Consider the following 26,912-nt stretch of genomic DNA (forward strand, 5'->3'; position numbering starts at 1 on the left):
ACCGGTCATAACTGACGGGCCGATCGCGGTGGTCGGGGCACGAAATACGCTGTACGACGCTGGTATTCGGCGAAACCTGGACGGCCTTTCATGTACTTCTCGGTCAACCGGGCCCCGCTTACGTCGACCAGGAAGTAGGTCATCAACAACGGCGAGACCACCGTGAGCAGCGGCACCCAGCCGGTGATGGTGATCAGCCACAACCCCCACCAGACACAGGCGTCACCGAAGTAGTTGGGGTGGCGGGTCCAGGCCCACAGGCCGCGGTCCATGATGGCCCCGCGATTGGCCGGGTCGGACTTGAAGGCCCGCAATTGGCGGTCGCCGAGCGCTTCGAAGACGAGCCCGACCAGCCACAGCGCCACGCCCACCGCGGTGACCGCCAGCAATGGCCTCGGTGTGGGCCCGGTGACCGCGGACAGCTGCAGCGGGAAGGAGATGAACAGCGTGAGGAAGGCCTGCAGTCCGAAGACCTTGCGCACCACCTGAGCTGTCGTGGCACCGCGCAGCAGATCGGCATAGCGGGGATCCTCACCCTTGCCGGCGGTCTTGCGGTACATGTGCCAGCTCAGCCGCAGACCCCACACCGTCACCAGCGCCAGCAGCAGCCACCGCCGGGCCGGGTCACCGGTGCCGAATACGGCCGCCACAACTGCTACTGCGATGAACCCCAGCCCCCAGGCGACGTCGACGACGTTGTAGCGGCCGAGCCATCTGCCGATCAGGAAGGTCGCCGAATGCACCGCGGCCAGCGCCAGCGCCGAAGCGCCCGATACCAGGAAGATGCCGGCCTCGTTCACCGGCCGTCCTTGCGCTCGAACGTCCACTGGACGACATCCAGGTACCCGGACCGGAATCCCGCCTCGGAGTAGGCCAGGTAGAACTCCCACATCCGGGCGAACACCTCGTCGAAACCCAGGTGTGCCAACCGGTCTCGTCGCTCGACGAACCGCTCCCGCCAGAGCCGCAGGGTCTCGGCGTAGTGCGGTCGCAGCGAGGCGGTGTCGACCGTGCGCAGGCTGGTGTGGCGCTCGGTGATCGCCGCGATGGCCTCCGCGGACGGCAACAGTCCGCCGGGGAAGATGTACTTCTGGATCCAGGTGCGGGTGTTGCGGGTGGCCAGCATCCGGTCGTGGGGCATGGTGATCGCCTGGATCGCCACTCGGCCGCCCGGACGCACCAGCTGGTCCAGCGTCGCGAAATACGTTGGCCAGGAGCGGTATCCGACGGCCTCGATCATCTCGACCGAGAGTATCGCGTCATAAGGGTCATGCCCCGACCGGGCGTCGCGGTAGTCGCACAGGTCGATCTGCACCCGGTGGGACAGGCCCGCGGCGGCGACCCGCTGACGCGCCAGCCGCTGCTGCTCCACCGATAACGTGACCGACCGCACCCGCGCCCCGCGGGCGGCCGCTCGGATGCACAGCTCGCCCCAGCCGGTGCCGATCTCGAGCACCCGGCTGCCCGGTCCGACACCGGCCAGGTCGAGCAGCCGATCGATCTTGCGCCGTTGGGCGGCAGCCAAATCGGGCCACGAGGCGGGAAGATCGTCGAACAGCGCGGACGAATATGTCATGGTCTCGTCGAGGAACTCAGCGAACAGGTCGTTCGACAGATCATAGTGCTCGGCGACATTGCGGCGCGCCTGATCGCGGCTGGGACCACGCCGCGTCGGCTCGAACGCCGGCGCCAGCGGGCGCAGCCACTGCAGCGGGCCCGGCACCAGGTCGGCCACCGACTCGGCCAGCACCGTCAGCACCCTGGTGAGATCCTCCGACGACCAGTCACCGGCCAGGTAGGACTCGCCGAAGCCGATCAGGCCGTGCCGTCCGATCCGTCGTGCCAGCGCCTGCGGGCGGTGAACCGTCAGCGTCGCCGATGTGGCGTCGCCCGCGCCGATCGCCGTACCATCCGGGTAGACCAGTCGCAGCGGCAGTCGGGCGACGGCGCGACGCAACAGCCGGTCGGCGATAGCCGCCGACATCGCGGCGACCGGTCCGGCCGGCACCTCGGCGACAGCCGGCCAGCGCTCGGAATCTATTGTGACCGAAGGTGTTCCGATCGTTTCGATGCTCATCGCGGTACCACTGGAACTCGACGTAACCACAACTTGATCCCCTGTATCCGGATACGGGCGGCCACCACCAACGGGGCCATCGGCGAAATGCATTGCATGAGAGCGACTTCTTTGGTCGTCACGGGACGTCGCGTCCCGCGAAGGTTCGCGTTGAATACCGGGAACGCCCGATGGTTGTCCCGATGTAATGCCACCGTGACGTCGACCTCGCGGCCGGGCCGTGGGGCCCGTACCACGTAGTATCCGTCGACATCGTTGAACGGCGAGACGTAGAACTTCTTGGCCGTCACCACGGGCAACTCGGCCGGCGGCAGCAGATACGCGTGTCGTTCTCCATAGGTGTTGTGCACTTCGGCCACCACATGGCGCACCCGGCCGTCACGGTCGTGACACCAATAGATGCTCAACGGGTTGAAGACATGCCCGAGCACGCGCGCCTGCAGCAGTGCGGTGATCCGGCCGTCGGGAACGGCGACACCGCGATCGTTGAAGAACACCTCCAACCGGTCGCGCAATGAACCGTGCGGCGTCCCGGTGAAGTGGTCGTCGGCGCGAAATCGGGCGAACGGTCGTAGCCACCAGGGCAGCCGCGGCAGATCGTCGACGTCGACGTACCAGCTGTAGCTTCGGTATTCGAACGAGTGGTGCACCGGGGCGCGCCGCGAGTGCGTGATGGTGGTGCGGTAGATCGCCGGAGTCAGCATGGCACCACCACCTCCCTTCGGGTCGCGGCCGGCCAGTCCGCCCCGAGCCTCCGGGCCGCACGCAGCCCGGAGGCGGCGCCGTCCTCGTGGAACCCCCAGCCGTGGTAGGCCCCGGCGAACACCACTCGATCATCATCGAGGGTGGGCAATAAACGTTGGGCCGCAACCGATTCCGGTGTGTACAGCGGATGGCTGTAGGTCATCTCGGCAAGCACCGCCCCTGGGTCCACGCGGTCATGGCCGCCGAGGGTGACCAGGAACCGTCGGGTGTCGTCGATGCGCATCAGCCTGCTGACGTCGTAGCTGACCACCACATGCTCGGTGCCCGGTGTCACCAGGTAGTTCCACGACGCGCGGGCGCCGGGGTGGCGGGGCAGCAGCGACTCGTCGGTGTGCAGCTGGGCCCGGTTCGTCGAGTACGGGATGGCGCCAAGCACATGGCGCTCCCAGGCGGTCGGCTGGTCGAGTAGCAGCAGCGCCTGGTCGGGATGGACGGCGACGACGGCCGCATCGAACTCTCGCGGGGCGTCGTGACCGGCTCGGACCACCACGCCGCCGGCGACCCGGCGCAGCGAATGCACCGGTGCGCCCGTCGACACCTCGGCCAGACGTGAGGCGATGGCCTGGACGTAGGTCGCCGAACCCCCGGTGACGGTGCGCCAGGTGGGCGAGCCGAACACCGACAACATCCCGTGATGGTCGAGGAAGACGAACAGATACCGGGCCGGGTAGCGCAACGCATCTGCGCTCGCGCACGACCACACCGCGGCCACCAGGGGAGTGATGAAGTAGTCGATGAAAAACGGCGAGAAGCGGTGCCGCTTGAGGAACGCCTCCAATGTCTCTGGTTCGTCGCCTGCTTCCGCCCGCAGCAGTCGGGATGCGGCGCGGTGGAAGCGCAGAATCTCGGCGAGCATCAGCAGATAGCGGGGCCGCAGCGCCTGCCGGCATGCGAACAGTCCCCGGACTCCCAGTGCCCCGGCATATTCGAGGCCGATGTCGTCGGCGCGTACCGACATCGACATGTCCGACTCCTGGGTGGCCACACCCAGGTCGTCGAACAATCGGCACAGCGTCGGGTAGGTGCGGTCGTTGTGCACCAGAAACGCGGAGTCGACGGCTACCGGACCGCCATTACCCGTCCCGTCGTCGCGATCGACGTAGTGGGTGTGGGCGTGTCCGCCCAGCCGGGTGTCGGCCTCGTACAAGGTGACTCGGTCATGTCCGGACAGCACGTAGGCGGCGGTCAGGCCGGCGACGCCGCTGCCGATGACCGCTATCGAGCGTCCCGCGGGATGTCTTTGCTGCACATCAGGTATTCGGAACCGTCGGCAGCTCGGATGGGAGAGGAACTAACCGACCCTAATGTTCACCGCTCATCGCCATCAGCCGGTCGGTTTGCGGCTCCTCCCCGGGACCCCTTGGTGCCGAACGGATTCGGGCCGGCCGCGAACGCACCTTCATCGGCCACCAGAACCAGCGGCCCAGCAGCGCGGCGATCGACGGCGTCATGAACGAGCGCACGATCAGCGTGTCGAACAGCAGACCCAGGCCAATGGTGGTGCCCACCTGGCCGATCACCCGCAGATCGCTGACGGCCATGGAGGCCATGGTGAACGCGAACACCAGCCCGGCGTTGGTCACGACCTTGCCGGTGCCGCCCATCGCGCGAATGATGCCGGTGTTGAGCCCTGCGCCGATTTCCTCCTTGAACCGGGAAACCAGCAGCAGGTTGTAGTCAGATCCCACGGCCAGCAGCACGATGACGGACATGGCGAGCACCATGTAGTGCAACTCGATGCTCAATATGTGCTGCCACAACAGCACCGACAGCCCGAATGAGGCACCCAGTGACAGCGCCACCGTGCCCACGATCACCGCCGCCGCAACGAAGGCGCGGGTCAAGATCAGCATGATGATGAAAATCAGGCACAGCGAGGAAATCCCGGCGATCAGCAGGTCCCATTTGGCCCCGTCGGCGATGTCGTAGAAGACGGCCGCCGTCCCGGCCAGATAGATCTTGGCGTCCTCCAACGGGGTTCCCTTCAGCGACTCTTCGGCCGCGGTGCGTATCGCGTTGACGCTCGCGATTCCCTCGGGTGATTGCGGATCTCCCCGATGCAAGATGATGAAGCGGGCGCTATGCCCGTCGGGTGACAGGAACGATTTCATGGCCCGCTGGAAATCTTTGTTCTTGAAGACCTCGGGCGGCAGGTAGAACGAGTCGTCGTTCTTGGCGGCATCGAACGCCTTTCCCATGGCGGTCGAGTTTTCGCTCATCTCGTTCATCTGGTCGTAGAAGCCGGCCATGGTGCTGTGCATGGTCAGCATCATGATCCGCATGCTCTCCATGCTGTCGATCATCGGCGGGAACGTCGCCAGCATCTGCGGCATCAGCCGGTCGATATTCTTGGTATCGGCCACCAGATCGCCGAGTTTCTCGTCAACCTGGTCGAGCCCGTCCAGCGCGTCGAATATCGACCTGAAGGACCAGCAGATGGGAATGTCGTAACAGTGCTTCTCCCAGTAGAAGTAGCTACGGATCGGGCGCCAGAAATCATCGAAGTCCGCGATATGGTCGCGCAGCTCGTTGGTGATCTGCTGCATCTGTTCGGTGTCGCCGACGATGCGGTGGGTGTTCTCGGCAAGCTGTGACATCAGGCTGTACATCTGCTTCATGATCGTGATGGTCTTGGCCATCTCGTCAGCCTGCTTGAGCATGTCGTCGATCCGGTCACGCTGGTACTTCAGGGTCTGCACCTGACCCGCGTTTTGCATGCTGATCAGGAACGGGATCGACGTATGGTCCATCGCCGTCCCGTCGGGTCTGGTGATCGCCTGCACCCGGGATATTCCGGGAACCCGGAAGATTCCCTTGGCCAGCCTGTCGAGCACCAGAAAGTCCGCGGGATTTCGCATGTCGTGATCGGACTCGATCATCAACACGTCCGGCTTCATCCGGGCCTGCGAGAAATGGCGTTCCGCAGCGGCGAACCCTTCGTTGGCGGGGATGAAGTTGGGCAGGTAGGAGCGGTCGTTGTAGTTGGTCCGATATCCGGGCAGCGCGAGCAGACCGACCAGGGCGACGGCGCACGTGGCGGCCAGAACGGGCAGCGGCCACCGCACCACCACCGTGCCGACCCGGCGCCAGCCCCGAACCTTGAGCAGCCGCTTGGGGTCGAACAGCCCGAATCGGCTGCCGACGGTCAGCACCGCGGGCCCCAGCGTCAGCGCCGCGAACACCGCCACCAGCATGCCCACCGCACAGGGGATACCGAGGGTTTCGAAATAGGGCATCCGGGCGAACTTGAGGCAGAACGTGGCGCCCGCGATCGTCAGGCCGGAGCCCAGGATGACGTGGGCGGTGCCGCGGTACATCGTGTAGAAGGCCGTTTCCCGGTCTTCCCCGGCCTGGCGCGCCTCCTGGTAGCGGCCGAAGATGAATATGCCGTAGTCGGTGCCGGCGGCAATTGCCAATGAGGTCAGCAGGCTGACCGCAAAGGTGGACAGTCCGATCGCGCCGGTGTGTCCGAGCAGCGCGACCACTCCCCGGGCCGCGGTCAATTCCACCCCGACCGTCAGCAACAGCATGATGACGGTGATCGGCGAGCGGTACACCAGCAGCAACATCACGAAGATCACGACGACGGTAGTGATGGTGATCTTCACCATCGACTTGTCGCCGCTATGGTGCATGTCGGCGACCAGCGCCGCCGCTCCGGTGACGTACGTCGTGATCCCGGGCGGCCGCGGCGTGTCCGCGACGATCTTGCGCACCGCTTCCACGGACTCGTTGGCCAGCGGCTCACCTTGGTTGCCGGCGAGATTCAACTGGACGTAGGTGGCTTTACCGTCGTTGCTTTGTGCCCCCGCGGCCGTGAGCGGATCACCCCAGAAGTCTTGGACACTCTGGACATGCTTGGTATCGGCTCGCAGTTTGCGGATGAGGGCGTCGTAATACTTGTGGGCTTCGTCGCCGAGCGGCTGTTTGCCCTCCAAGACGATCATGGCGACACTGTCGGTATTGCCTTCGTTGAACGCCTGACCGATGTGCTTCATGGCCTGGTAGGACGGCGCTTCCTTGGGGCTCAGGGACACCGAGCGCTCTTGTCCGACTTCTTCCAGCGACGGGATGAAAACGCTGAGCGCAACACAGATCGCGATCCAGCCGAGGATGATCGGCACCGCAAACGCGTGGATGATCCGCGCGATCAACGGCTTTTCGGCATGGGTGCCGGTGCCGGGGTCGTTCGCGTACTTGATGGTCACGCCGACTTCACCAGGCAGTAGGTGTAGGCATTGACCTCGTGCGAAACCTTCTCCGCCTTGACCACGCCGTCCACGGTGATCCGGCAACCGATGCTGTCGCTATCACCTTGGGCCACAAGGTTTCCCATCACTGCCGCCAAGTTCGTGGTGAAGTGCAACGACCACGGTAGCACCGCTTGATCGACCCGTTGCGGGTCGGAATTGACATCGAAATAGCTGATGTCGGCGACCGTTCCGGGTGGGCCGAAGACTTCGTAGGTGATCTGCTTGGGGTTGAACGGCTTGCTGTCGAGGTTGCTGTCGGAATACGACGCGCGTTTCTCGGATGCGAAGAAGCCGCGAATCCGGTGCACGGTGAACCCCCCGGCGATGACCACCGCCAGGATTACCAGCGCGATCCATGTCCGCGACAGCACCTTGAAGATCTCAAGTCCCTTTCGCCAGTTGGTATTTGCTACGGGCGAACCATACCCGCCCCTTCGAAGTCCTTCCCAGCTTTCAACGGCTTTCAACGACAAGGCACCGCGGCGCGCCCGATCGGTCGCGACGCAGCCGATCGGCGATGCCGGTGGCCGCGACCGGCTACTGGTCGCGGGTCACCCTGAATCACCCAGAGCCGCCATTACTGTGCCTAGCCTTGCCTAAGTAAACCATTGTGGAGTGGGGCGCGGCTCCTTCCCCCGCATGGCGGCGGTGTAACGCATGTCACGTGCGTAACGGCACGCTACCCGGTCGGCTCACCGCTCGCAAATCACGTGATGTGCGTTATCCTCTGCCAGTGGCGCAACTGACGTTCCGGCGCGCCCGTACCGAGGAGAACAAACGCCGACGTGCCGCGGCGTTGATGGAAGCGGCGCGTTCGCTGGCATCAGAAACCGGGGTGGCGTCGGTGACCTTGACCGCCGTCGCCAACCGCGCCGGCATTCACTACTCGGCGGTGCGCCGCTATTTCACCTCCCACAAGGAGGTCCTGCTCCACCTCGCTGCCGAGGGCTGGGTGCGGTGGTCGAAGACGGTATGCGAGAGCTTGAGCGAGCCCGGCCCGATGTCGCATTCCCGGGTGGCCGCGGCCCTGGCCGACGGCTTGGCCGCCGATCCGCTGTTCTGCGACTTGCTGGCCAATCTTCACCTGCACCTCGAGCACGAGGTGGACGTCGACCGGGTGGTCGAGGTAAAGCGCACCAGCACCGCCGCGGTGATCGCGCTCGCGGACGCGATCGAGAACGCGCTGCCATCGCTCGGGCGTTCCGGGGCCTTCGACATTCTGCTGGCCGCTTACTCGTTGGCGGCCACGCTGTGGCAGATCGCCAATCCGCCGGAGCGGCTCACCGACGCCTACGCCGAGGAGCCGGACGTCCTGCCGCCCGAGTGGAACCTCGACTTCGCCTCCGCCCTCACCCGGCTCCTCACCGCGACCTGTTTCGGCCTCACCGCCGAATGTTCCTGAGCCACCGAGGATGGAGAGTTTCGTGAGTAGATCACAACCGGCTGGGACCGTCGCGAGGGCGAGGTTCTCCAGCCCGCAACGGGTACGTTTAAGATACTTAGTGCAACAAACCACCTGGGTGGGATGGCCACGAACCCCGGCCGTTGCCAGCCGTCTCGGGTTTGCTCCCTGGATTCGTTCGACAAACTCGGCGTGTGCGATGGGCGAAGCGCTCGGACCCGTGGTCCCGGCCCCGGCAAGCGGAAGGTGATCGGTGGCAAGGATTTCGGTTGCCAGCGCGCTGAAGCGGGTGTGGATCCCGCTCGTCATCGTTGCCGTGGTCGCGGTTGCGGGCTTCAGCGTCTACCGGCTACGCGGCTTTTTCGGCTACACGGACAAGGGACCGATCACCAGCGGCATTGCCGACGACATCAAGCCGTTCAACCCCAAGCACGTGGTTTATGAGGTGTTCGGTCCCCCTGGAACCATCGCCAACATCAACTACTTGGACATCAATGCGCAACCCCAGCGGGTCAGCAACGTGCCGCTGCCCTGGACGCTCTCCGTCACGACGACATTGCCCTCGGTGAGCGTCAACGTGGTGGCGCAGGGCAACAGCGACCAGATCGGTTGCCGCATCATCGTCAACGGCGAAGTCAAGGACGAAAGGTCCGAGAACCAAGTGAACGCCCAAACCTTCTGCCTGGTGAAATCGGCATGAGTGAGATCCAGGCGACCACGGGAAACAGTCCCGCCGACCAATCCCGAAACGGGGCCGGGAAACGGCCCTCGTTTGCCCGGATGATTCACCGCCTTGCGGTGCCGATCGTGCTGCTCTGGATCGGACTCGTCGTCGTTCTCAGCATTTTCGTCCCGTCGCTGGAACAGGTGGGCAAAGACCACACCGTGTCATTGAGTCCCAATGACGCGGAGTCGATGGTCGCGATGAAGCGCATCGGCAAAGTCTTCCATGAATTCAACACCGACAGCTCGGTGATGATCGTGCTGGAAGGCGACAAGCCGCTCGACGACGCCGCCCACCACTATTACGACGAACTGATCCGCAGACTTTCCGCCGACACCAAACACGTTCAGCACATCCAGGATTTCTGGGGCGATCCGCTGACGGCGGCCGGTTCACAGAGCCCCGACGGCAAGGCGGCCTACGTCCAGCTGAACCTGGCCGGTAACCAGGGCGAGTCGCTGGCCAACGAATCCGTCGAAGCGGTGCGCAAGATCGTCGACAGCGTTCCGGCCCCGCCGGGTGTCAAGGCATATGTCACCGGCGCAGCCGCGCTCACCGCCGATCAGTCCACGTCCGGCGACAAAGGCGTCAAGAAAGTCACGATGATCACCTTTCTGGTGATCATCGTGATGCTGCTGTTCGTATACCGATCCATTGTCCAGGTGCTACTGGTGCTGGTGATGGTCGGAATCGAGTTGATGGCGGCCCGGCAAGTCGTTGCTTTCCTGGGTCATTACAACATCATCGGGCTTTCCACCTTTGCGGTTAATCTGCTGGTGCTGATGGCGATCGCGGCCGGCACCGACTATGCGATCTTCGTGCTCGGCCGATATCAGGAGGCGCGCGGCCTCGGTGAGGACCGGGAAAAGGCTTTCTACACGATGTTCCACGGAACCGCGCACGTGGTCCTCGGCTCCGGCCTCACGATTGCCGGCGCGATGTATTGCCTGAGCTTCACCCGGCTTCCCTATTTCCAGACACTGGGCGCCCCGTGCGCAATAGGAATGCTGGTGGCGGTGCTTGCCGCACTCACCCTGGGGCCGGCCGTGCTGGTCGTCGGCAGCTACTTCAAGATCTTCGACCCCAAGCGCAAGATGCGGACCCGGGGCTGGCGAAGGGTGGGCACCGCCATCGTGCGCTGGCCCGGACCGATCCTGGCCGTGTCCATCGCGATCGCCCTGATCGGGCTGCTTGCCCTGCCGGGGTACAAGACGAATTACGACAGTAAGAAGTATCTGCCGCCGTGGACCCCTGCCAATGTGGGTTACACAGCTGCCGGTCGTCATTTCTCTCAGGCCCGGATGAATCCGGAGCTGCTCCTGGTGGAAACCGATCACGATATGCGCAATCCGGCCGACATGCTGGTCATCGACCGGATCGCCAAAGCGGTCTTTCATGTGCCCGGTATTTCGCGGGTGCAGGCGATCACCCGGCCGTTGGGCAGGCCAATCGAGCACACCTCGATTCCGTTTCAGATCAGCATGCAAAACACTGTCCAGGTCGAGAACATGCAGTACATGAAGCAGCGGATGGCCGACATGCTGACCCAGGCCGACGCGATGCAGCAGTCGATCGACACCATGCAGCACATGTACGACATCATGGCCCAGACGGTGAAAGTCACCCACAATATGGATGTCTTGACGCACGAAATGGTCGTCATCACCAACCAATTGCGGGATCACATAGCCGATTTCGACGATTTCTGGCGGCCGATTCGCAGTTACTTCTATTGGGAGCGGCACTGCTACGACATTCCGATCTGCTGGTCGCTGCGGTCGATATTCGATGCGCTGGACGGTCTGGACCAGATCGACGAGAAGCTGGCGGAACTTTCCGGCAACCTGGATCAATTGGACGTGTTGATGCCGCAGATGCTTGCCCAGTTGCCGCCGCAGATCGCGACCATGAAGACGATGAAGACGATGATGCTGACCATGCACAGCTCGATGTCGTCGCTGTATGACCAAATGGACGAGATGTCCAAGAATTCGACGGCGATGGGGCAGGCGTTCGACGCGTCGCGTAACGACGACTCGTTCTACATTCCGCCGGAGGTTTTCGACAACCCCGACTTCAAGCGGGGCCTGAAGATGTTCTTGTCGCCGGATGGGCATGCGGTTCGCTTCATCATTTCCCACGAAGGTGACCCGGCCACCCCCGAAGGCATCTCACACGTCGAACCGATCTTGAAGGCGGCCAAGGAGGCCATCAAGGGAACTCCGCTGGAGGGCGCCAAGATCTATCTCGGTGGAACCGCCGCGGTCTTCAAGGATATGCGCGACGGCTCCAAATGGGATCTCATGATCGCCGGAATTGCCGCCGCCAGTTTGATTTTCATCATCATGCTGGTCATTACCCGAAGCGTGGTGGCGGCCTTCACCATTGTCGGTACGGTGCTGTTGTCGTTGGGTGCCTCATTCGGGCTTTCGGTTCTGGTCTGGCAGGACATCCTCGGTTTCGAATTGCACTGGATGGTGCTGGCGATGTCGGTCATCCTGCTGCTGGCCGTCGGATCGGACTACAACCTGCTGCTGGTATCGCGCTTCAAGGAGGAAATCGGCGCCGGGATAAAGACCGGGATCATTCGCTCGATGGCCGGCACCGGTGCGGTGGTGACTTCCGCGGGCCTGGTCTTCGCCGCCACCATGGCCTCGTTCGTCTTCAGTGATCTGAAGGTGATCGGACAGGTGGGAACGACGATCGCACTGGGTCTGTTGTTCGACACGCTGATTGTGCGGTCGTTCATGATGCCGTCGGTGGCGGCGCTGATGGGCCGCTGGTTCTGGTGGCCGCAGCGGGTGCGCACGCGCCCGGCCAGCCAGCTACTTCGGCCTTACGGCCCGCGACCCTTGGTTCGTGCCCTGTTGCTGCCCCGCGACGGCAAGTCCGCAAACCCCTCCGGAACCGCGGACACCGATCGATTCCCGGTGAGCACTCCGCATTACTGAATTACTGACGGGGATCAATCATTTTGAGCGACAGCGCGATTGACGCCAGCCGCAAGAACATGCGAAAACCTCGCGCTGCCGTCGACCTCGGCGAACGGCGGCGCCTACCCCCAGTTCCACACCGACATGTCGCCGGGCGGGTATTGGTTGCACACCTCGGTGGACTTGGCGACCACGCCCTTGTTGTTGAAGAAAATCTTCATGTGGTTGCGCCAGCCCCACCACAGCGGATCGATGGAGTCGTAAAAGTGCTCGGAGTAATCCCGGCGGTCCGCGGGTGACAACGAGAAGAACCAGTGCACCTTGTCCTGGGTCGCCTGCTGGTACTGCGCATGGTTGTTGTAGTCGATCATGTACCGCTCGTAGTACACCGGACTGGTATCCCTGGTGGCCGCCAATATTTGTTCGGCATCGCAGGTGGTGGCGATCATCCGGCGAGGGATCGGAAAGTCGTCCGTGGAATCGGCCGCCGCGGTCGTCGGGGCGACCACTGCGGCGACGCCCAACGCGAGAAAAACAACGCCTGCGCGCAGGCCGGAACTCAGCCGAGACATAGTTGTCACCGTAACACTTTCGGGGCCCGGGCATAGCGTCGGCAGTCACATTCGGTCACATTGCTAGCCCGTCTCACTATGCATTGCCATCAGGGACGATCACGTGGTTCGGGTCGGGCCGCAGCTCCGGCGGAGCTTGGCTGTAGTCGCCGAACGGGCCGTCGCGGCGCTCGATCGCGGCCCGTACCCCCTGGGTTTCGGCGGTCTTGATGAACTCGAGTGCGTCGGGGGTGTTGCGCATCAGGCCGTCGAGAATGCCGCCCAACGTCTGGGTGGACGCCAGTCCCATGTTCTCGTAGGCCTGATTGACGATCAGCTTCTGGGCCTGTAGCTGCGACAACGGGATTCGCGCCAGCTCGGTGGCGATCTCGGCGACGCGGGCCTCGAGGCGCTCGAAGGGCACCGCCTCGTTGATCAGCTCGACTTCGGCGGCCTGGACACCGGTGAGCGGCCGGCCGGTCAGCGCGTGCCATTTGACCTTGGCCAGGCTCAGCCGGTACAGCCACATCCCGGTCAGATAGGCCCCCCACATGCGGCTGTACGGGGTGCCGATCACGGCGTCGTTGCTGGCGATCACGATGTCGGCGCACAACGCATAGTCGCTGGCGCCGCCCACGCACCAGCCGTGCACCTGCGCGATCACCGGCTTCGACGCCCGCCAGATCGCCATGAACTTCTGGGTCGGGCCCGTCTCGCGGGCGCTGACCATCGCGAAATCCTTACCCGGATCCCACCTGCCGTCGGTCATCATGGCCTCACTCCAGTGCTGGAAGCCACCGCCGAAGTCGTAACCGCCGGAGAAGGCGCGTCCGGCGCCGCGCAGCACGATGACTTTGATGTCCCGGTCGCGTTCGGCCAGCCCCACCGCGGCCTCGATCTCGTCGGGCATGGGCGGAACGATGGTGTTGAGGTGTTCCGGGCGATTCAACGTGATGGTGGCGACCGGCCCGGCCGTGGCGTAGAGCAGCGTTTCGAAGTCGGGTATGGACGGGGGAACAGGCCGGGAAAAAGACATAGCCGAAGCGAAGCCGCTGGGGGACTTCAGTGTCAAGCAGTCTCAAGCGCGGTTCAGCGGGAGACACCAGCGCATGTGGGCCACCCCGGCAACGATCCCGTCGTCCTGGCGCAGCCCGTCGATGAACCGTGCGCCGGCCACGAAAATGGCGCCGCGCCTGGCGAAGAAACGCTCGGTCGCCAGGATGCCGAGCGCCAGGACGGCCACGAGGTTCAACTGTCCGGTGCGGGCGTACAGCCCGGCCGCGATCGGGATCGTTTGGCCGGGCAGCGCTACCCCGAAGCCCTCCACCCTGACCAGCGCGATTGACGGCCGCGTAAGGGTGCCCAGAGATCGGCGCCGCTAGACGTCGCGACCACGACCAGTGCGGTTACCCGCGGCCGCCCAGCATCTGGTGCAGGAATGAGTAACTCAGCGCCGATCTGAAGGCCAGCTGCTCGTTGTCGGCCGCGCCGGCGTGCCCGCCCTCGATGTTCTCGTAGTACCAGACACGATGGCCGGCGGCTTCCAGCGCTGCCGTCATCTTGCGAGCGTGGCCCGGGTGGACGCGGTCATCACGCGTGGAGGTGGTCAACAGCACCGGCGGATACTGCCGCTCGACCGAAATATTCTGGTACGGCGAGTATTCGGAGATGAATTCCCAGTCTTCGGGATTGTCGGGGTCGCCGTATTCGGCCATCCAGGAGGCTCCGGCCAACAGCAGGTGATAGCGCTTCATGTCCAGCAGCGGCACATCGCAGACCAGCGCGCCGAATTTCTCCGGGTACTTGGTCAGCATGATTCCCATCAGCAGCCCGCCGTTGCTGCCACCCCGGGCGCCGAGCTGCGCGACGGTGGTGATCTCGCGTTTCACCAAATCCGTTGCGACGGCGGCGAAGTCCTCGGCCACCTTGTGCCGGTCCGCGCGCATCGCCTGGGTGTGCCAGCCGGGTCCGTACTCACCGCCGCCGCGAATGTTGGCCAGCACGTAGGTGCCGCCGCGGGCCAGCCACAACCGGCCCAGCACGCCATCGTATGCGGGTGTCCTGGGCACCTCGAATCCGCCGTAGCCGCTGAGCAGCGTCGGGCCGGGTCCGTCGGCGTTCGCGGGTCGCACGACAAAATACGGGATGGGCGTCCCGTCGTCGGAGTCGGTGAAATGCTGTGCCACCGTGAGATTTCCGGCGTCGAAGAACGTCGGTGCAGATTTGATCTCGGCGAGTTGCCCGTCGTCGGTGCCGCGCAGCAGTCGTGACGGCCGGTCGAACCCGCTGGAGTCGAGGAACAATTCGTTACCGTGGCTGTCGGCGGTGACGACGACGGTGTGGGCCGCTGCCGGGATGCCCGACAACGGTTCGCGGCGCCAGTCGCCCGGGGTGGCGATTTCGACGCGGCTGGCCACGTCCGCCAGCGTCACGATCAGCAGCCGGTCACGGGTCCACGTGTACTGATACAGGGCGGTATGTGGGTCCGGCTCGAATACCACGTTCAATTGCGCCGTGCCAGCAAGGAATTCGTCGTAGTGAGCGGCCAGCAGGCAACCTGCGGTATAGGTGGTGGCGCCGAGCGTCCAGTCGGTGCGCAGTTCGATCAGTAGCCACTGGCGGTGCACGGACACGCTGGCGTCGGTGGGCGCATCGATACGGATCAGCTCCGCGCCGCGCAGCTCGTAGACCTCGTCGTTCCAGAAGTCGAGGGCACGCGCAATCATGGTGCGCTCGAAGCCAGGGGTTCGATCCACCGACGCCATGACGCGCACGTCGGCGCGGGCGCCCTCGAACACCGTCTGCGCCTCGGCCAGCGGGGTGCCCCGGCGCCATCGCTTGACCACGCGGGGGTAGCCGGATTCGGTGAGCGAATCGGCGCCGAAGTCGGTGCCCACCAGCACGGTATCCGGGTCTTGCCAGGTGATTTGGGACTTGGCTTCCGGCAGCTCGAATCCGCCGTCGACGAATTGGCGTGTGCGCATATCGAATTCACGCACGACGGACGCATCCGACCCGCCTGGGGACAGGCTGACCAGGGCCAGGGTGTGGTCGGGCTCGATGACGCCGGCGCCGGCCCACACCCATTTCCGGCCGTCCACCCGACCGAGTTCGTCGACATCGATCAGGACATCCCATTCCGGCTTGTCGGCGCGGTAGCTGTCCAGCGTGGTGCGCCGCCACAGCCCGCGCGGGTTGGCGGCGTCGCGCCAGAAGTTGTACAGGTAATCGCCGCGGCGCACCACGTAGGGGATTCGGGTGTCGGTGTCGAGCACCTCGAGCGCCTCGGCCCGCATCCGCTCGAACTCGCCGCTGCAGAACTGCGCCATGGCGGGCCCGTTGCGTGCGCGCACCCAGTCGAGTGCGCTCTCGCCGGTGACGTCTTCAAGCCACAAGTACGGGTCGTCCGGCGCCTCAGATGTCATGGAAGCCATTCTGACCCCGGCGGTAGTGTGAGCTGTATTACACGAGCTAACGAGGAGCCGAGCAGATGACCGTCTTTGCACGTCCGGGTTCCGCCGGTGCGCTGATGTCGTACGAATCCCGGTACGAGAACTTCATCGGCGGCGAATGGATGGCACCCGCCCAGGGCCGCTACTTCGAAAATCTCACGCCGGTGACCGGCCAGCCGTTCTGCGAGATAGCGCGGTCCGACGAAGCCGACGTCGACAAGGCGCTCGACGCCGCGCACGCCGCGGCGCCGGGATGGGCCAAGACCGCGCCGGCCGCGCGGGCGGCGATCCTGAACAAAATCGCCGACCGCATCGACGAGAACCGGGCCGCTCTGGCCGTGGCCGAAGTGTGGGACAACGGCAAACCCGTCAGGGAGGCGCTGGCCGCCGACATCCCGCTAGCCGCCGACCATTTCCGGTATTTCGCCGCGGCGATCCGCGCCCAGGAGGGCACCCTCTCCCAGATCGACGAGGACACCGTCGCCTACCACTTCCACGAGCCGCTCGGCGTGGTCGGTCAGATCATTCCGTGGAACTTCCCCATTCTGATGGGCGCCTGGAAACTGGCGCCGGCGCTGGCGGCCGGCAACGCGGTGGTGCTCAAACCCGCCGAGCAGACGCCGGCCTCGGTGCTGTACCTGATGACGCTGATCGCCGACCTGCTGCCGCCGGGAGTGGTCAACGTGGTCAACGGATTCGGCTTCGAGGCGGGAAAACCGCTGGCGTCCAGCAACCGGATCGCCAAGGTGGCCTTCACCGGGGAGACCACGACCGGTCGGCTGATCATGCAATATGCCTCCCAGAACCTGATCCCGGTCACCCTGGAACTCGGCGGCAAGAGCCCCAACATCTTCTTCTCCGACGTGATGGCGGCCAATGACGATTTCCAGGACAAGGCGCTGGAGGGCTTCACGATGTTCGCCCTCAACCAGGGCGAGGTGTGCACCTGCCCGTCGCGCAGCCTGATCCAGGCCGACATCTACGACGAGTTCCTGGAACTGGCCGCGATCCGGACCAAGGCGGTTCGGCAAGGTGACCCGCTGAACACCGAGACGATGCTGGGCTCGCAGGCCTCCAACGATCAGCTCGAGAAGATCTTGTCCTACATCGAGATCGGCAAGGAAGATGGGGCCAAGGTCATCACCGGCGGCGAGCGCGCCGACCTGGGAGGTGACCTGGCCGGCGGGTTCTACCTGCAGCCCACGATTTTCGCCGGCAACAACGCGATGCGGATCTTCCAGGAGGAGATCTTCGGGCCGGTCGTCGCCGTCGCCTCCTTCACCGACTACGACGACGCGATCGGCATTGCCAACGACACTCTCTATGGTCTGGGCGCGGGCGTGTGGAGCCGCGACGGCAATACCGCCTACCGGGCCGGGCGCGACATCCAGGCCGGACGGGTGTGGGTCAACTGCTACCACGTCTATCCACCGCATGCGGCGTTCGGCGGCTACAAGCTGTCCGGCTTCGGCCGCGAGTGCCACAAGATGGCGCTCGAGCACTACCAGCAAACCAAGAACCTGATGGTGTCCTACAGCGACAAGGCGCTCGGGTTGTTCTGATGGTTGCGCCGCCCGGTGTGGTCATCACCGCGTCCGCCGCCGAGTTGCTGGCCCGGCTGCACGAGCAGCACGGTCCGCTGATGTTTCACCAGTCCGGCGGCTGCTGCGACGGGTCGTCGCCCATGTGCTACCCGCACGGGGACTTCCTCGTCGGTGACCGCGACGTCCTGCTCGGCGTGCTCGATGTGACGGAAGAGGGCGTGCCGGTATGGATCTCCGGTCCGCAGTACCAGGCTCAATATCGCGAGCAGCACACCCAACTGGTGATCGACGTGGTGCCGGGCCGCGGGAGCGGGTTCAGCCTGGAAGCCCCCGAGGGCGTGCGCTTTCTCAGTCGCGGCCGGGTCTTCACCGACGAGGAGAAGGCCCTGGTCAAAGGTATTCCGGTGATCACCGGCCTGGCTTACGCGCGCGGTGAGCGGCCGCCGGTACGAGGTGAGGTTGTCGCCGACAACTCGCCGGGAGCGTGCCGGGCCACCGGGGCGTGACCGCAGTAAGGTCGTACAACGTGATTCCCCTTCCACGTGCGCGGCTGCTGACGAGCGCCATGCTGGTTGGTAACGCGGTCGGCTTGTTGGCGGGGGTGGCCGGAACCGTGCTGGTGCATACTCCGATCCGGCCAGATCTGGTCATTGCGCTGGTGGTCGGGATTCCCAGCGTGCTCGGCCTGGCGATCATTCTGTTTTCCGGGCGCCGTTGGGTGACCACGCTGGGCGCTTTCATCCTCGCGCTGGCGCCGGGCTGGTTCGGTGTGCTTGCCGCAATCCAGGTGGCAAGCGGTGGCTGACAAAGAGGTTGACCAAGATCACGTTTCGGACCCGGGGACGGCACCGTTCGTGCCCGATTTCGACACCGGCTCGGAGCCGCTGCCCGTGTTGGCCGCCGCAGCCGAGAAGGCGGACGCGGCGCCGCAGGCCAAGGACGAACCTGAAAGCCCGTCGTCCAGCCCGACTGTCGCGGAAGCACCCACCGACGCGTCGACGGGCGAGCCGGCTGCCGCACCGGTGCAGGTGCCCGGCCGCTACCAGTACCTGAAGTGGTGGAAGTTGTTGCTCGTCATTCTCGGCGTGTGGTTCGGCGCGGCCGAGGTCGGGCTGAGTCTGTTCTATTGGTGGTATCACACGCTGGACAAGACCGCGGCCGTCTTTGTCGTCCTGGTTTATGTCGTCGGGTGCGCCGTGGGCGGCTTGATTCTGTCGATGGTGCAGGGCCGGCCCATGATCGCGGCATTGTCAATCGGGGTGATGTCGGGGCCGTTTGCCTCCGTCGCCGCGGCGGCACCGCTGTACGGCTATTACTACTGCGAGCGGGTAGGCCACTGTCTGGTCGGAGTCATCCCGTATTAGACGCTCGCGAGCACGGTGTGCGCAGCGTCGAGCGACCCCGGCTCCCAACCGGTCGGCAGCATGGGAACCCGCGCGCCACCAGCCGACTCGGCGCCGCCGATCGTGGCCAACCCGGCCGCCGGCACCGCTGCGCCGGCGGGCACGGTCCCGGCAAACCCCATCACTGCAGCACCCTGATCGGCAGCCGCCACCGAGGCCGATATCCCCGGCGCGCCCCCGGTCGTTACTGCCGATACCAACGGGGCTTGCGGCAATACCGCCGATGCGCCCGCCAACGGCCCCAGGGTGCCAACAGCCCCACCCGCCGCCGGCGCGGCTGTCAGCGCAGCCACGCTCGAGTCGGCAGCAGCCAACGTAGCCGTCGACAGCGCCATTCCCCCAGCAACTGACGTCGACAAAGCCGGAATAAGACCGAAACCGGCGCCGCCGAGAATCCATTCGAGGATCGCGCCTGCGACGATGAGAGGATCTGTCAGTACCTGCCAAGCCAATGACAAAGGGAAAAAGTACCAGATTAGGAGATAATTCTCCAGCAAAACAAGGGCGGCGCCAAAGTGGCCAGTCAAAAGGAACCAAAGCGCTTTGATAAAGAATTCCGGTCCCCATAAAATCAACAAAAATGACTCAAAGATCGCCAGTACGCTATTGAACCATTCGCTCACAATTAATAGCAGTAGCTCATTCAATAATCTATCAATCGGGTCGGGAAGGGCGGCGGCTCTGGCGACGTTGCCGGCGATAGCGGCTCCGGGTTTGACGATGACCGGTGCCGGACTCGTGCATGGTACGGATGACAGGAGAGCGGCAGTGGACATTTCGTAAACGCTCATCGTGGTAGCGGCTTGGACCCACATCCGCACATAGTCGGCCTCATTGAGCGCGATCGGGATCGTGTTGAGGCCAAAGAAATTCGTAGCCACCAACACGGCATGGGTGGCATGGTTGGCCGCCAACTCGGCCAACGTCGGCATCGTCGCCAAGGCACTCACATAGGCCGTTGCCGCGGCCTCGTGGGCAGCAGCGGCTTGGGCACTATCGGCGCTGGCTTGCAGCAACCACGCCGCATACGGTGCATAGGCAGCGACGCAACATTCCGCGGTGGGACCGTCCCACATGCCGGCTTGCATCCCGGCGAGCACCGCAGTCAATTCTTCGGCCACCGACGCGTACGCCGCACTCAGCGTTGTCCAGGTTTCCGCCGCGACCAGCAACGAACCCGGTCCCGGACCCGCACACAGTAATGCCGAATGCACCTCCGGTGGCGCAGCCGACCACCCCGGCGTCGTCATTTCGTAGCACCTGCGACTGAGTTCGCGGCCATCGCGGCGTCACTGGCGGGATTGCCAAGAGCGGGCTGACGGGGGCCAGCTTGGGAGCGGCTCGGCTCGTGGGCGCCCGCCGCGGCTTGCGGGATGCTCAGCGATATGGGATTCCCCGCTGGGGTCGCCGGTGTGGTAGTCGCTGGCGCGGCAGCGGCGGACGCGGCATGCCGCGCGGCACGCCATGACTCCGGCGCGCCAACGACAGCCGTCGGTGGCGTGGGACCCAACGGAAATGTCATTTCGCTACTCCCATTTGCTTTTTCGTTACTCCATCACCGCGCCGGGCTGTCGTTGCCGTGGGGGGTTACTAGCCACGACGAATGGGCGGCTAGTATGGTGTATAGTATACTGTACGAATGTATGGTGCTACCGCAATAGGGAGTTGAGCTCCCGGCGTACCAGGCCATCAAGCTAGTGTTCGTGACTCGCTATCGCGTGGCCGTCTCGGAGCCGCTCCGGGCGGATACATCGCCGGGGGCCGGTCGTATTGACCACGACTGTCCCACCTGTCGCTGCGCCGGTCGGCACCCGATGTGCCCAGCCGTGAGCGCCGTTTCGGTCGCGCCCGTGCTGCGAATGAGGTTGTCGCATTAGGTTGGGCACTGCGAGCGTCACCTCCGACAGAGGTGTTGCGGATGTGGCTACGCAGCGACCTGATGGTGCGAATCGCGACCCGCGGTCATCTTCGGCACTGCCATTCTGGAGTCAGCGCATGGCCGGTTATCCGCGAAGGCCCCCGGCCCCGCCGAGTTCAGCACCAAGTGTGGTCCTTTTGAGGTCGGGATATGCGCGCGCTGCGTAGTGCTGCACCAATGCAGGCAAGTCGCCGAGCCGCACAACCAGACTTTCAAATGGCGAGAGCGATATCGCGACCATGTGCCCTTCGGCCCGGTCCACCTCGGTGGGCGCAATGAGCACGACCCCTTGCAATGTGGGCCGTGATATCGCAGGTGAGAAGAAAGGCGAGACCACGCCCTTCAATAGCCCCAGCTCGGATTCGGGGCAGTAATCCGCCGGATTGATCCGGCAATCTTTCACGGCACGTTTTGCAAGGCCCAGTTCCCCGGCGACGCGGTGTAACAGCCGGCGATTGATGGTGAAGTCGCCCGCCCCGGTGAACAGAAAGTGCTGGTTGTTCAGCCGCACCGTCATCGTCTTGTTGACCAGCAGCACGCTGCCGTTGAGCCCGCCCGCCATCAGGGTCTGCTTGGTGCTGGCTTTCACGGAGGGCGGATGGCGAATGATCGTGTGGAAAATACCCAGACTGGAAACGAGGAGATGTAGGAGTTCGATCGCGGGACAGGAAAGTGTCGCTACACCGAGCAGATTTTCACGTCGCTTCAGTTGGGCCGTCGCCACGGCGTCGGGCAGCGTCGCCCAAACCTCCTCAATGGGCGGCAGCGTCGCAATACATCGTTCGATCGTGGTGAACGACCGCGGCGGCAGCTCGCTTACGGCGAGCATCGTGGCCGTGGTCGTGCCGGTGTCCCCGGGCCAGACCGGTGATCGGGCCGGCCGAAACGATGCTCTCGGATTTCGGTAATCCCCATTACGCCCACTTCTTTCGATTGCGTCAATTCTAGAGTCGCGGGCGTCGGGCCGGATCGAATCGACGAACTAAGTAGCGTCGAGGCCGATCGGACGGCGCGGTTCAGGGTCACCCGCGACGGGTGCACCGTCACGGCCGATTTCCAACGTCTTCCGGCGACGGTGTCGCCCCGCGTTCCGTCGCGGTTCTCACGCACCGGGCGGATCGTGCCGGCTATGCCGGTCGCCGTCGTGGCGTCAACGGCTGTGGTGATCTGTGGTGATCGCCATCGTGGCTGCCCTGACTCCGTCCCGGTCCGGGCATTGCAGCCGTTAGGGTAGTGCCCGTGACTCACTATGACGTCGTCGTCCTCGGGGCCGGTCCGGGCGGATACGTGGCCGCCATTCGTTGCGCGCAGCTCGGTCTGAACACCGCAATCGTCGAATCCAAGTACTGGGGCGGCGTCTGCCTCAACGTCGGCTGTATCCCGTCCAAGGCGTTGCTGCGCAACGCCGAACTCGTGCACATCTTCACCAAGGACGCCAAGACTTTTGGGATCGGTGGCGACGCCACCTTCGACTACGGCGTCGCCTTCGACCGCAGCCGGAAGGTGGCCGAGGGCCGCGTTGCCGGGGTGCATTTCCTGATGAAGAAGAACAAGATCACCGAGATCCATGGCTACGGCAGGTTCACCGACGCCAACACGCTCTCGGTCGAACTGAACGAGGGCGGAACCGACACGGTGACCTTCGACAACGCCATCATCGCCACCGGCAGCAGTACCCGGCTGGTGCCCGGCACGTCGCTGTCGGCCAACGTGGTGACCTACGAGGAACAAATCCTGTCCCGGGAGTTACCGAAGTCGATCATCATCGCCGGAGCCGGAGCCATCGGCATGGAGTTCGGCTACGTGCTCAAGAACTACGGCGTCGACGTGACCATCGTCGAATTCTTACCGCGGGCACTGCCCAACGAAGACGCCGAGGTGTCCAAGGAGATCGAGAAACAGTTCAAGAAGCTGGGCGTCAAGATTCTCACCGGAACCAAGTGCGAGTCGATCTCCGACAACGGCTCCGAGGTCGTCGTGGTGGTGAGCAAGGACGGCAAATCCGAGGAACTCAAGGCCGAGAAAGTATTGCAGGCCATCGGTTTTGCGCCCAACGTCGACGGCTACGGGCTGGACAAGGCCGGGGTCGCGCTGACCGACCGCAAGGCCATCGGCATCGGCGAATACATGCAGACCAGCGTTTCGCACATCTACGCCATCGGTGATGTCACCGGACAGCTGATGCTGGCCCATGTCGCCGAGGCCATGGGCGTCGTCGCAGCCGAAACCATCGCCGGCGCAGAGACTCTGGCGCTAGGTGACTACCGGATGTTGCCGCGTGCGACGTTCTGCCAGCCTCAGGTCGCCAGCTTCGGGCTCACCGAGCAGCAGGCCCGCGACGAGGGTTACGACGTCGTGGTGGCGAAATTCCCGTTCACCGCCAACGGCAAGGCGCACGGCCTGGGCGACCCCAGCGGTTTCGTCAAGCTGGTGGCCGACGCCAAACACGGCGAGCTGCTGGGTGGGCACCTGATCGGCCACGACGTGTCCGAGCTGTTGCCCGAGCTCACCCTGGCGCAAAAGTGGGATCTGACGGCCACCGAGCTGGCCCGCAACGTCCACACACACCCGACCATGTCGGAGGCGCTGCAGGAATGCTTCCACGGTCTGACCGGGCACATGATCAACTTCTGAGCCACCCGATGATTCGCACCGAGACCCTCCTGGGCGGCATCGGCGGTGTGGCCACCGGCTATGTGCTGTGGCTGGTTGCCATTTCGATCGGCGAAGACCTCACCACGGTGAGCAGCTGGAGCGTGGCGGTGCTGATGCTGTCGGGTGTGCTGGCTGTTTGTGCCGTGCTGGGCGGCTTGCTGCTGCGCTGGCGCAGTAACCACCTGTGGGCGGCCTTCGTGTTCGGCCTGCCGATTCTGCCGGTGGTGCTGACGTTGGCCGTGCTGGCCGACATCTACCTCTAAACCGCTAGCGCGGGTTGTCCAACGGAATGTTGAGCGCCGTTATCGTCGCCGCGAGCCCGTCGTATTGCGTTGCGAGCATGCAGAATTCGATCAGCTGCCGCTGTTTGAGGTGGGTCGCCAGCTGCTGCCAGGTTTCGGTGGTGATCGACCGGTCCTTGATCAACTCGTCGGTCGCCTTCAACAACGCCTGCTGCCGCGCGCTGAGTACCTTCCGGGGCCCGTCGCCCCCCGGAACGTCCGGCCACGCGAAGATCGTGGCCTGGGTCTGCGCATCCAGCCCCGCGGCGCGCGCCATCCGGCGATGGTGCTGCAGCTCGTATTCGCACGATCGCAAATGTGCCACCCGCAGAATCACCAGCTCGGTGTCGATGCGGGGCAGCCGTCCGCGCAGCAGCCGGCCGCCGTAGATCAGCCAGGCCCAGAACAGCGACTGGCGGTAGCCCAGCGTGGTGAACAGGTGCATCTCCGGCGCTCGGACCGCACGGGCTCCCAGCTTTGCGAGGACCCAGTTGACCGGTCCCAGCTGGCGCAACCGGCCCGACGGGATGCGGGCGACCTGGTCCCCGGTCATGGCTGCTTGACCAGGTAGGGCGACACCGTACTGCGATGCTCGTCGAGGTCGAGCGCGCGGCCCAGCGCGGGGAAGGCCCGCTGCGGACAATTGTCGCGTTCGCATACCCGGCAACCCGCGCCGATCGGTGTTGCGGTGGTGTTCGGATCCCCGGACAAGTCGAGTCCTTCCGAGTAGACGAGTCGGTGCGCGTGGCGAAGTTCGCAACCCAGTCCGATCGCGAAGGTTTTACCGGGCTGACCATACCGGGCGGCACGTCGTTCCACGGTACGGGCCACCCACATGTAGTTGCGCCCGTCGGGCATCTGGGCGATCTGCACCAGGATCTTGCCCGGATTGGCGAACGTCTCGTAGACGTTCCACAGCGGACAGGTGCCGCCGCTGGAGGAGAAGTGAAAACCCGTGGCGGACTGGCGTTTCGACATGTTGCCGGCCCGGTCGACGCGGATGAAGGAGAATGGCACGCCACGCATCGACGGCCGTTGCAGCGTCGACAGCCGGTGTGCGATGGTCTCGTAGCTCACCGAGTAGAACGCCGACAGGCGCTCGACGTCGTAGCGGAAATTCTCGGCGACGTCGTGGAATTGGCGGTAGGGCAGCACCGCGGCCGCCGCGAAGTAATTGGCCAGCCCCAGCCGGGCCAGTGTGTGCGACTCGTCGCTGGTGAACTTGCCCTCTTCGACCAGGGTGTCGATCAGGTCGCCGAATTCGAGGTACGCCAGCTCGGCGGCCATCTTGAACAATTGCTGACCGGGGGCGAGGTGATTGCTGATCTCCAGCGTCTTGGACGCGGGGTCGTAGCGGTGCAGCACGCCGTCGCCGAGGTCGATTCGCTTGTTGATATGCACGCCGTGGACCTCGGTGAGCCGGCGCGTCAACTCGCTGCCCAGGTCTCCGTGGTGCATCCGCATCTGGACCGTCAGGTCCTCGGCGGCGGTGTCCAGCTCGTGCAGGTAATTCTGGCGCTGGTAGAAGTAGTCACGCACTTCCTCGTGCGGCATGGTGATCGACCCGGTGCCACTACCGTCGGAAAACCGCTCCTCGGTGGCGGCGGCCAGCTGCGCGGTGGTGATGCGGTAACGCCGGTGCAGATTGACCATCGCCCGCGCCAGGGCCGGGTGTGCACCGACCATTTCGGCGACCTCGGTCGGGTCCACGTCGATATCCAGGTCGCGGTCCAGGGTGACCTCCCGCAACTCGGCGACCAGCCGGGTGTCGTCCTGGGAGGCGAAGAAGGTCGCGTCCACCCCGAACACCTCGGTGATCCGGAGCAGCACCGCCACCGTCAGCGGGCGGACGTCGTGCTCGATCTGGTTGAGGTAGCTCGGCGAGATCTCGAGCATCTGGGCCAGCGCCGCCTGGCTGAACCCGCGCTCGCTCCGCAGCTGGCGGACCCGGGAGCCGACGAACGTCTTGGACACTTCAATGAGCGTACCGGCCGTGCGAAGCCATGTTTCGCAGAGTTCGCATATCCGCGGCGGTGGGTGTTCCGATTGGTGTTTTCAACGCGTCGTTGGCATGATTCGCATCAGGCTCTCAGGGTAAACCTGGGGTTCGCACGAGGAGGGAACGGGGAGTAGAGCCGTGAGCCTGGACAAAGAATTGATGCCGGTGCCGGACGGTCACCCCAGCGTGTTCGACCGCGAGTGGCCACTGCGTGTCGGCGACATCGACCGCACCGGCCGGTTGCGGCTGGATGCGGCGTGCCGGCACATCCAGGACATCGGCCAGGACCAGTTGCGCGAGATGGGTTTCGAGGAGACCCACCCGCTGTGGATAGTCCGGCGCACCATGGTGGACATGATCCGGCCGATCGAGTTCCAGGACATGCTGCGGTGTCGGCGCTGGTGTTCGGGAACCTCCAACCGGTGGTGTGAAATGCGCGTTCGTATCGACGGGCGCAAGGGCGGGCTGATCGAGTCCGAGGCGTTCTGGATCCACGTCAACCGGGAAACCGAGATGCCGGCGCGCATCGCCGACGACTTCCTGGCGGGCCTGCACAAGACCACCTCCGTTGACCGGCTGCGGTGGAAGGGCTACCTCAAGCCCGGCAGCCGTGATGACGCCACCGAAATCCACGAGTTTCCGGTCCGGGTCACCGACATCGACTTGTTCGACCACATGAACAACTCGGTGTACTGGAGCGTGATCGAGGACTACCTGGCTGGTCATACCGAGCTGATGCAAGGCCCGCTACGGGTGACCATCGAGCACGAGGCGCCAGTGGCGCTGGGCGACAAACTGGAGATCATCTCGCACGTTCATCCGCCCGGTTCGACCGAGCAGTTCGGCTCCGGCCTGGCCGACCGAACTGTTACAACGCTCACATATGCGGTTGGCGACGAGACCAAAGCCGTTGCGGCCATCTTCGCCCGCTAAGGCCGGTCCGTTACCGGAAATC

24 protein-coding genes are annotated in these 26,912 nt (G+C 64.5%); 10 read left to right on the forward strand and 14 right to left on the reverse strand.

Annotated elements, in window-relative coordinates; genetic code table 11:
• Positions 1-5 precede the first annotated feature (5 nt).
• The 6 genes from MKAN_RS17290 to MKAN_RS17315 are packed head-to-tail and all read right to left on the reverse strand — an operon-like array spanning position 6 to position 7,466.
• Positions 6-779, reverse strand: coding sequence for a DUF1295 domain-containing protein (locus MKAN_RS17290; protein WP_036394780.1), 774 nt, complete (start codon positions 777-779; stop codon positions 6-8).
• Positions 780-796: 17 nt separating this feature from the next.
• The gene (locus tag MKAN_RS17295) at positions 797-2,077 is read right to left on the reverse strand and encodes a class I SAM-dependent methyltransferase (RefSeq protein ID WP_023370329.1); all 1,281 of its coding nucleotides are present in this window, start codon (positions 2,075-2,077) and stop codon (positions 797-799) included.
• Positions 2,074-2,781: a DUF1365 domain-containing protein gene (locus MKAN_RS17300; protein ID WP_023370331.1), complete on the reverse strand. Its 708-nt coding sequence runs from the start codon at positions 2,779-2,781 to the stop codon at positions 2,074-2,076. Before MKAN_RS17300 ends, MKAN_RS17295 begins: the two co-directional genes overlap by 4 nt.
• Entirely contained in the window at positions 2,775-4,091 is a 1,317-nt protein-coding gene (locus MKAN_RS17305; RefSeq protein ID WP_023370333.1) for an NAD(P)/FAD-dependent oxidoreductase, read from the reverse strand. Before MKAN_RS17305 ends, MKAN_RS17300 begins: the two co-directional genes overlap by 7 nt.
• Before the next feature lie 52 nt (positions 4,092-4,143).
• Positions 4,144-7,050 carry an MMPL/RND family transporter gene (locus MKAN_RS17310; RefSeq protein WP_023370335.1) on the reverse strand — a complete coding sequence of 969 codons (2,907 nt, stop codon included), beginning with the start codon at positions 7,048-7,050 and terminating at the stop codon, positions 4,144-4,146.
• Complete coding sequence (locus tag MKAN_RS17315; RefSeq protein ID WP_023370337.1) at positions 7,047-7,466, reverse strand: MmpS family transport accessory protein; 420 nt, start codon at positions 7,464-7,466, stop codon at positions 7,047-7,049. The genes MKAN_RS17310 and MKAN_RS17315 overlap by 4 nt, the downstream gene beginning before the upstream one ends.
• Positions 7,467-7,810: 344 nt before the next feature.
• On the opposite strand from MKAN_RS17315, the gene MKAN_RS17320 reads away from it, so the two are divergent.
• The 3 genes from MKAN_RS17320 (at position 7,811) to MKAN_RS17330 (ending at position 12,172) form a co-directional block, all read left to right on the forward strand.
• Entirely contained in the window at positions 7,811-8,497 is a 687-nt protein-coding gene (locus tag MKAN_RS17320) for a TetR/AcrR family transcriptional regulator (protein WP_036394696.1), read from the forward strand.
• 253 nt (positions 8,498-8,750) lie between these two features.
• Positions 8,751-9,197 (forward strand): MmpS family transport accessory protein, encoded by a 447-nt coding sequence (locus MKAN_RS17325; protein WP_023370341.1) that lies wholly within the window; start codon positions 8,751-8,753, stop codon positions 9,195-9,197.
• Between the two features lie 80 nt (positions 9,198-9,277).
• Positions 9,278-12,172 (forward strand): MMPL/RND family transporter, encoded by a 2,895-nt coding sequence (locus tag MKAN_RS17330; protein ID WP_036394785.1) that lies wholly within the window; start codon positions 9,278-9,280, stop codon positions 12,170-12,172.
• 104 nt (positions 12,173-12,276) lie between these two features.
• Here MKAN_RS17330 and MKAN_RS17335 read toward each other — a convergent pair whose 3' ends face one another.
• The 4 genes from MKAN_RS17335 to MKAN_RS17350 all read right to left on the reverse strand — a co-directional run bounded on the left by MKAN_RS17335 (position 12,277) and on the right by MKAN_RS17350 (position 16,130).
• Positions 12,277-12,726, reverse strand: coding sequence for a DUF5078 domain-containing protein (locus MKAN_RS17335; RefSeq protein ID WP_023370345.1), 450 nt, complete (start codon positions 12,724-12,726; stop codon positions 12,277-12,279).
• 76 nt (positions 12,727-12,802) lie between these two features.
• Positions 12,803-13,741, reverse strand: coding sequence for a crotonase/enoyl-CoA hydratase family protein (locus MKAN_RS17340; protein WP_023370347.1), 939 nt, complete (start codon positions 13,739-13,741; stop codon positions 12,803-12,805).
• A 42-nt stretch (positions 13,742-13,783) separates the two neighbouring features.
• Positions 13,784-14,032 carry a DedA family protein gene (locus MKAN_RS17345; protein ID WP_023370349.1) on the reverse strand — a complete coding sequence of 83 codons (249 nt, stop codon included), beginning with the start codon at positions 14,030-14,032 and terminating at the stop codon, positions 13,784-13,786.
• Between the two features lie 79 nt (positions 14,033-14,111).
• Positions 14,112-16,130, reverse strand: coding sequence for a prolyl oligopeptidase family serine peptidase (locus MKAN_RS17350; protein WP_023370351.1), 2,019 nt, complete (start codon positions 16,128-16,130; stop codon positions 14,112-14,114).
• Between the two features lie 65 nt (positions 16,131-16,195).
• Here MKAN_RS17350 and exaC point away from each other — a divergent pair, with 65 nt between their 5' ends.
• From exaC to MKAN_RS17370, 4 genes are read left to right on the forward strand one after another with little or no spacing between them, the layout of a single operon-like run.
• Positions 16,196-17,719 carry an acetaldehyde dehydrogenase ExaC gene (exaC, locus tag MKAN_RS17355; RefSeq protein ID WP_023370353.1) on the forward strand — a complete coding sequence of 508 codons (1,524 nt, stop codon included), beginning with the start codon at positions 16,196-16,198 and terminating at the stop codon, positions 17,717-17,719.
• Positions 17,719-18,207: a DUF779 domain-containing protein gene (locus MKAN_RS17360; protein WP_023370355.1), complete on the forward strand. Its 489-nt coding sequence runs from the start codon at positions 17,719-17,721 to the stop codon at positions 18,205-18,207. The genes exaC and MKAN_RS17360 overlap by 1 nt, the downstream gene beginning before the upstream one ends.
• 20 nt (positions 18,208-18,227) lie before the next feature.
• Positions 18,228-18,506: a putative holin gene (locus MKAN_RS17365; RefSeq protein ID WP_036394789.1), complete on the forward strand. Its 279-nt coding sequence runs from the start codon at positions 18,228-18,230 to the stop codon at positions 18,504-18,506.
• Positions 18,499-19,065, forward strand: a complete 567-nt coding sequence (locus tag MKAN_RS17370) for a hypothetical protein (protein ID WP_023370359.1) — start codon at positions 18,499-18,501, stop codon at positions 19,063-19,065. The genes MKAN_RS17365 and MKAN_RS17370 overlap by 8 nt, the downstream gene beginning before the upstream one ends.
• Here the strand turns inward: MKAN_RS17370 and MKAN_RS17375 are convergent.
• Together MKAN_RS17375 and MKAN_RS17380 are read right to left on the reverse strand one after the other, a co-directional pair.
• Positions 19,062-20,354, reverse strand: coding sequence for a PPE domain-containing protein (locus MKAN_RS17375; protein ID WP_023370361.1), 1,293 nt, complete (start codon positions 20,352-20,354; stop codon positions 19,062-19,064). The two genes, MKAN_RS17370 and MKAN_RS17375, sit on opposite strands and share 4 nt — an antisense overlap.
• 753 nt (positions 20,355-21,107) lie before the next feature.
• Positions 21,108-21,851 (reverse strand): hypothetical protein, encoded by a 744-nt coding sequence (locus MKAN_RS17380; RefSeq protein ID WP_036394702.1) that lies wholly within the window; start codon positions 21,849-21,851, stop codon positions 21,108-21,110.
• A 410-nt stretch (positions 21,852-22,261) separates the two neighbouring features.
• Between MKAN_RS17380 and lpdA the strand changes: the two genes are divergently transcribed.
• Complete coding sequence (gene lpdA / locus MKAN_RS17385; protein ID WP_023370367.1) at positions 22,262-23,656, forward strand: dihydrolipoyl dehydrogenase; 1,395 nt, start codon at positions 22,262-22,264, stop codon at positions 23,654-23,656.
• A gap of 8 nt (positions 23,657-23,664) precedes the next feature.
• Positions 23,665-23,940 (forward strand): hypothetical protein, encoded by a 276-nt coding sequence (locus tag MKAN_RS17390; RefSeq protein ID WP_023370369.1) that lies wholly within the window; start codon positions 23,665-23,667, stop codon positions 23,938-23,940.
• A gap of 4 nt (positions 23,941-23,944) precedes the next feature.
• Here the strand turns inward: MKAN_RS17390 and MKAN_RS17395 are convergent, their stop codons facing one another.
• Both MKAN_RS17395 and ramB read right to left on the reverse strand, forming a co-directional pair.
• Positions 23,945-24,511, reverse strand: coding sequence for a carboxymuconolactone decarboxylase family protein (locus MKAN_RS17395; RefSeq protein WP_023370371.1), 567 nt, complete (start codon positions 24,509-24,511; stop codon positions 23,945-23,947).
• Complete coding sequence (gene ramB / locus MKAN_RS17400; RefSeq protein WP_023370373.1) at positions 24,508-25,932, reverse strand: acetate metabolism transcriptional regulator RamB; 1,425 nt, start codon at positions 25,930-25,932, stop codon at positions 24,508-24,510. Before ramB ends, MKAN_RS17395 begins: the two co-directional genes overlap by 4 nt.
• A gap of 163 nt (positions 25,933-26,095) precedes the next feature.
• On the opposite strand from ramB, the gene MKAN_RS17405 reads away from it, so the two are divergent.
• The gene (locus tag MKAN_RS17405) at positions 26,096-26,890 is read left to right on the forward strand and encodes an acyl-[acyl-carrier-protein] thioesterase (RefSeq protein WP_023370375.1); all 795 of its coding nucleotides are present in this window, start codon (positions 26,096-26,098) and stop codon (positions 26,888-26,890) included.
• Positions 26,891-26,912 lie beyond the last annotated feature (22 nt).

It is taken from the genome of Mycobacterium kansasii ATCC 12478 (assembly GCF_000157895.3).
Taxonomy (GTDB): domain Bacteria; phylum Actinomycetota; class Actinomycetes; order Mycobacteriales; family Mycobacteriaceae; genus Mycobacterium; species Mycobacterium kansasii.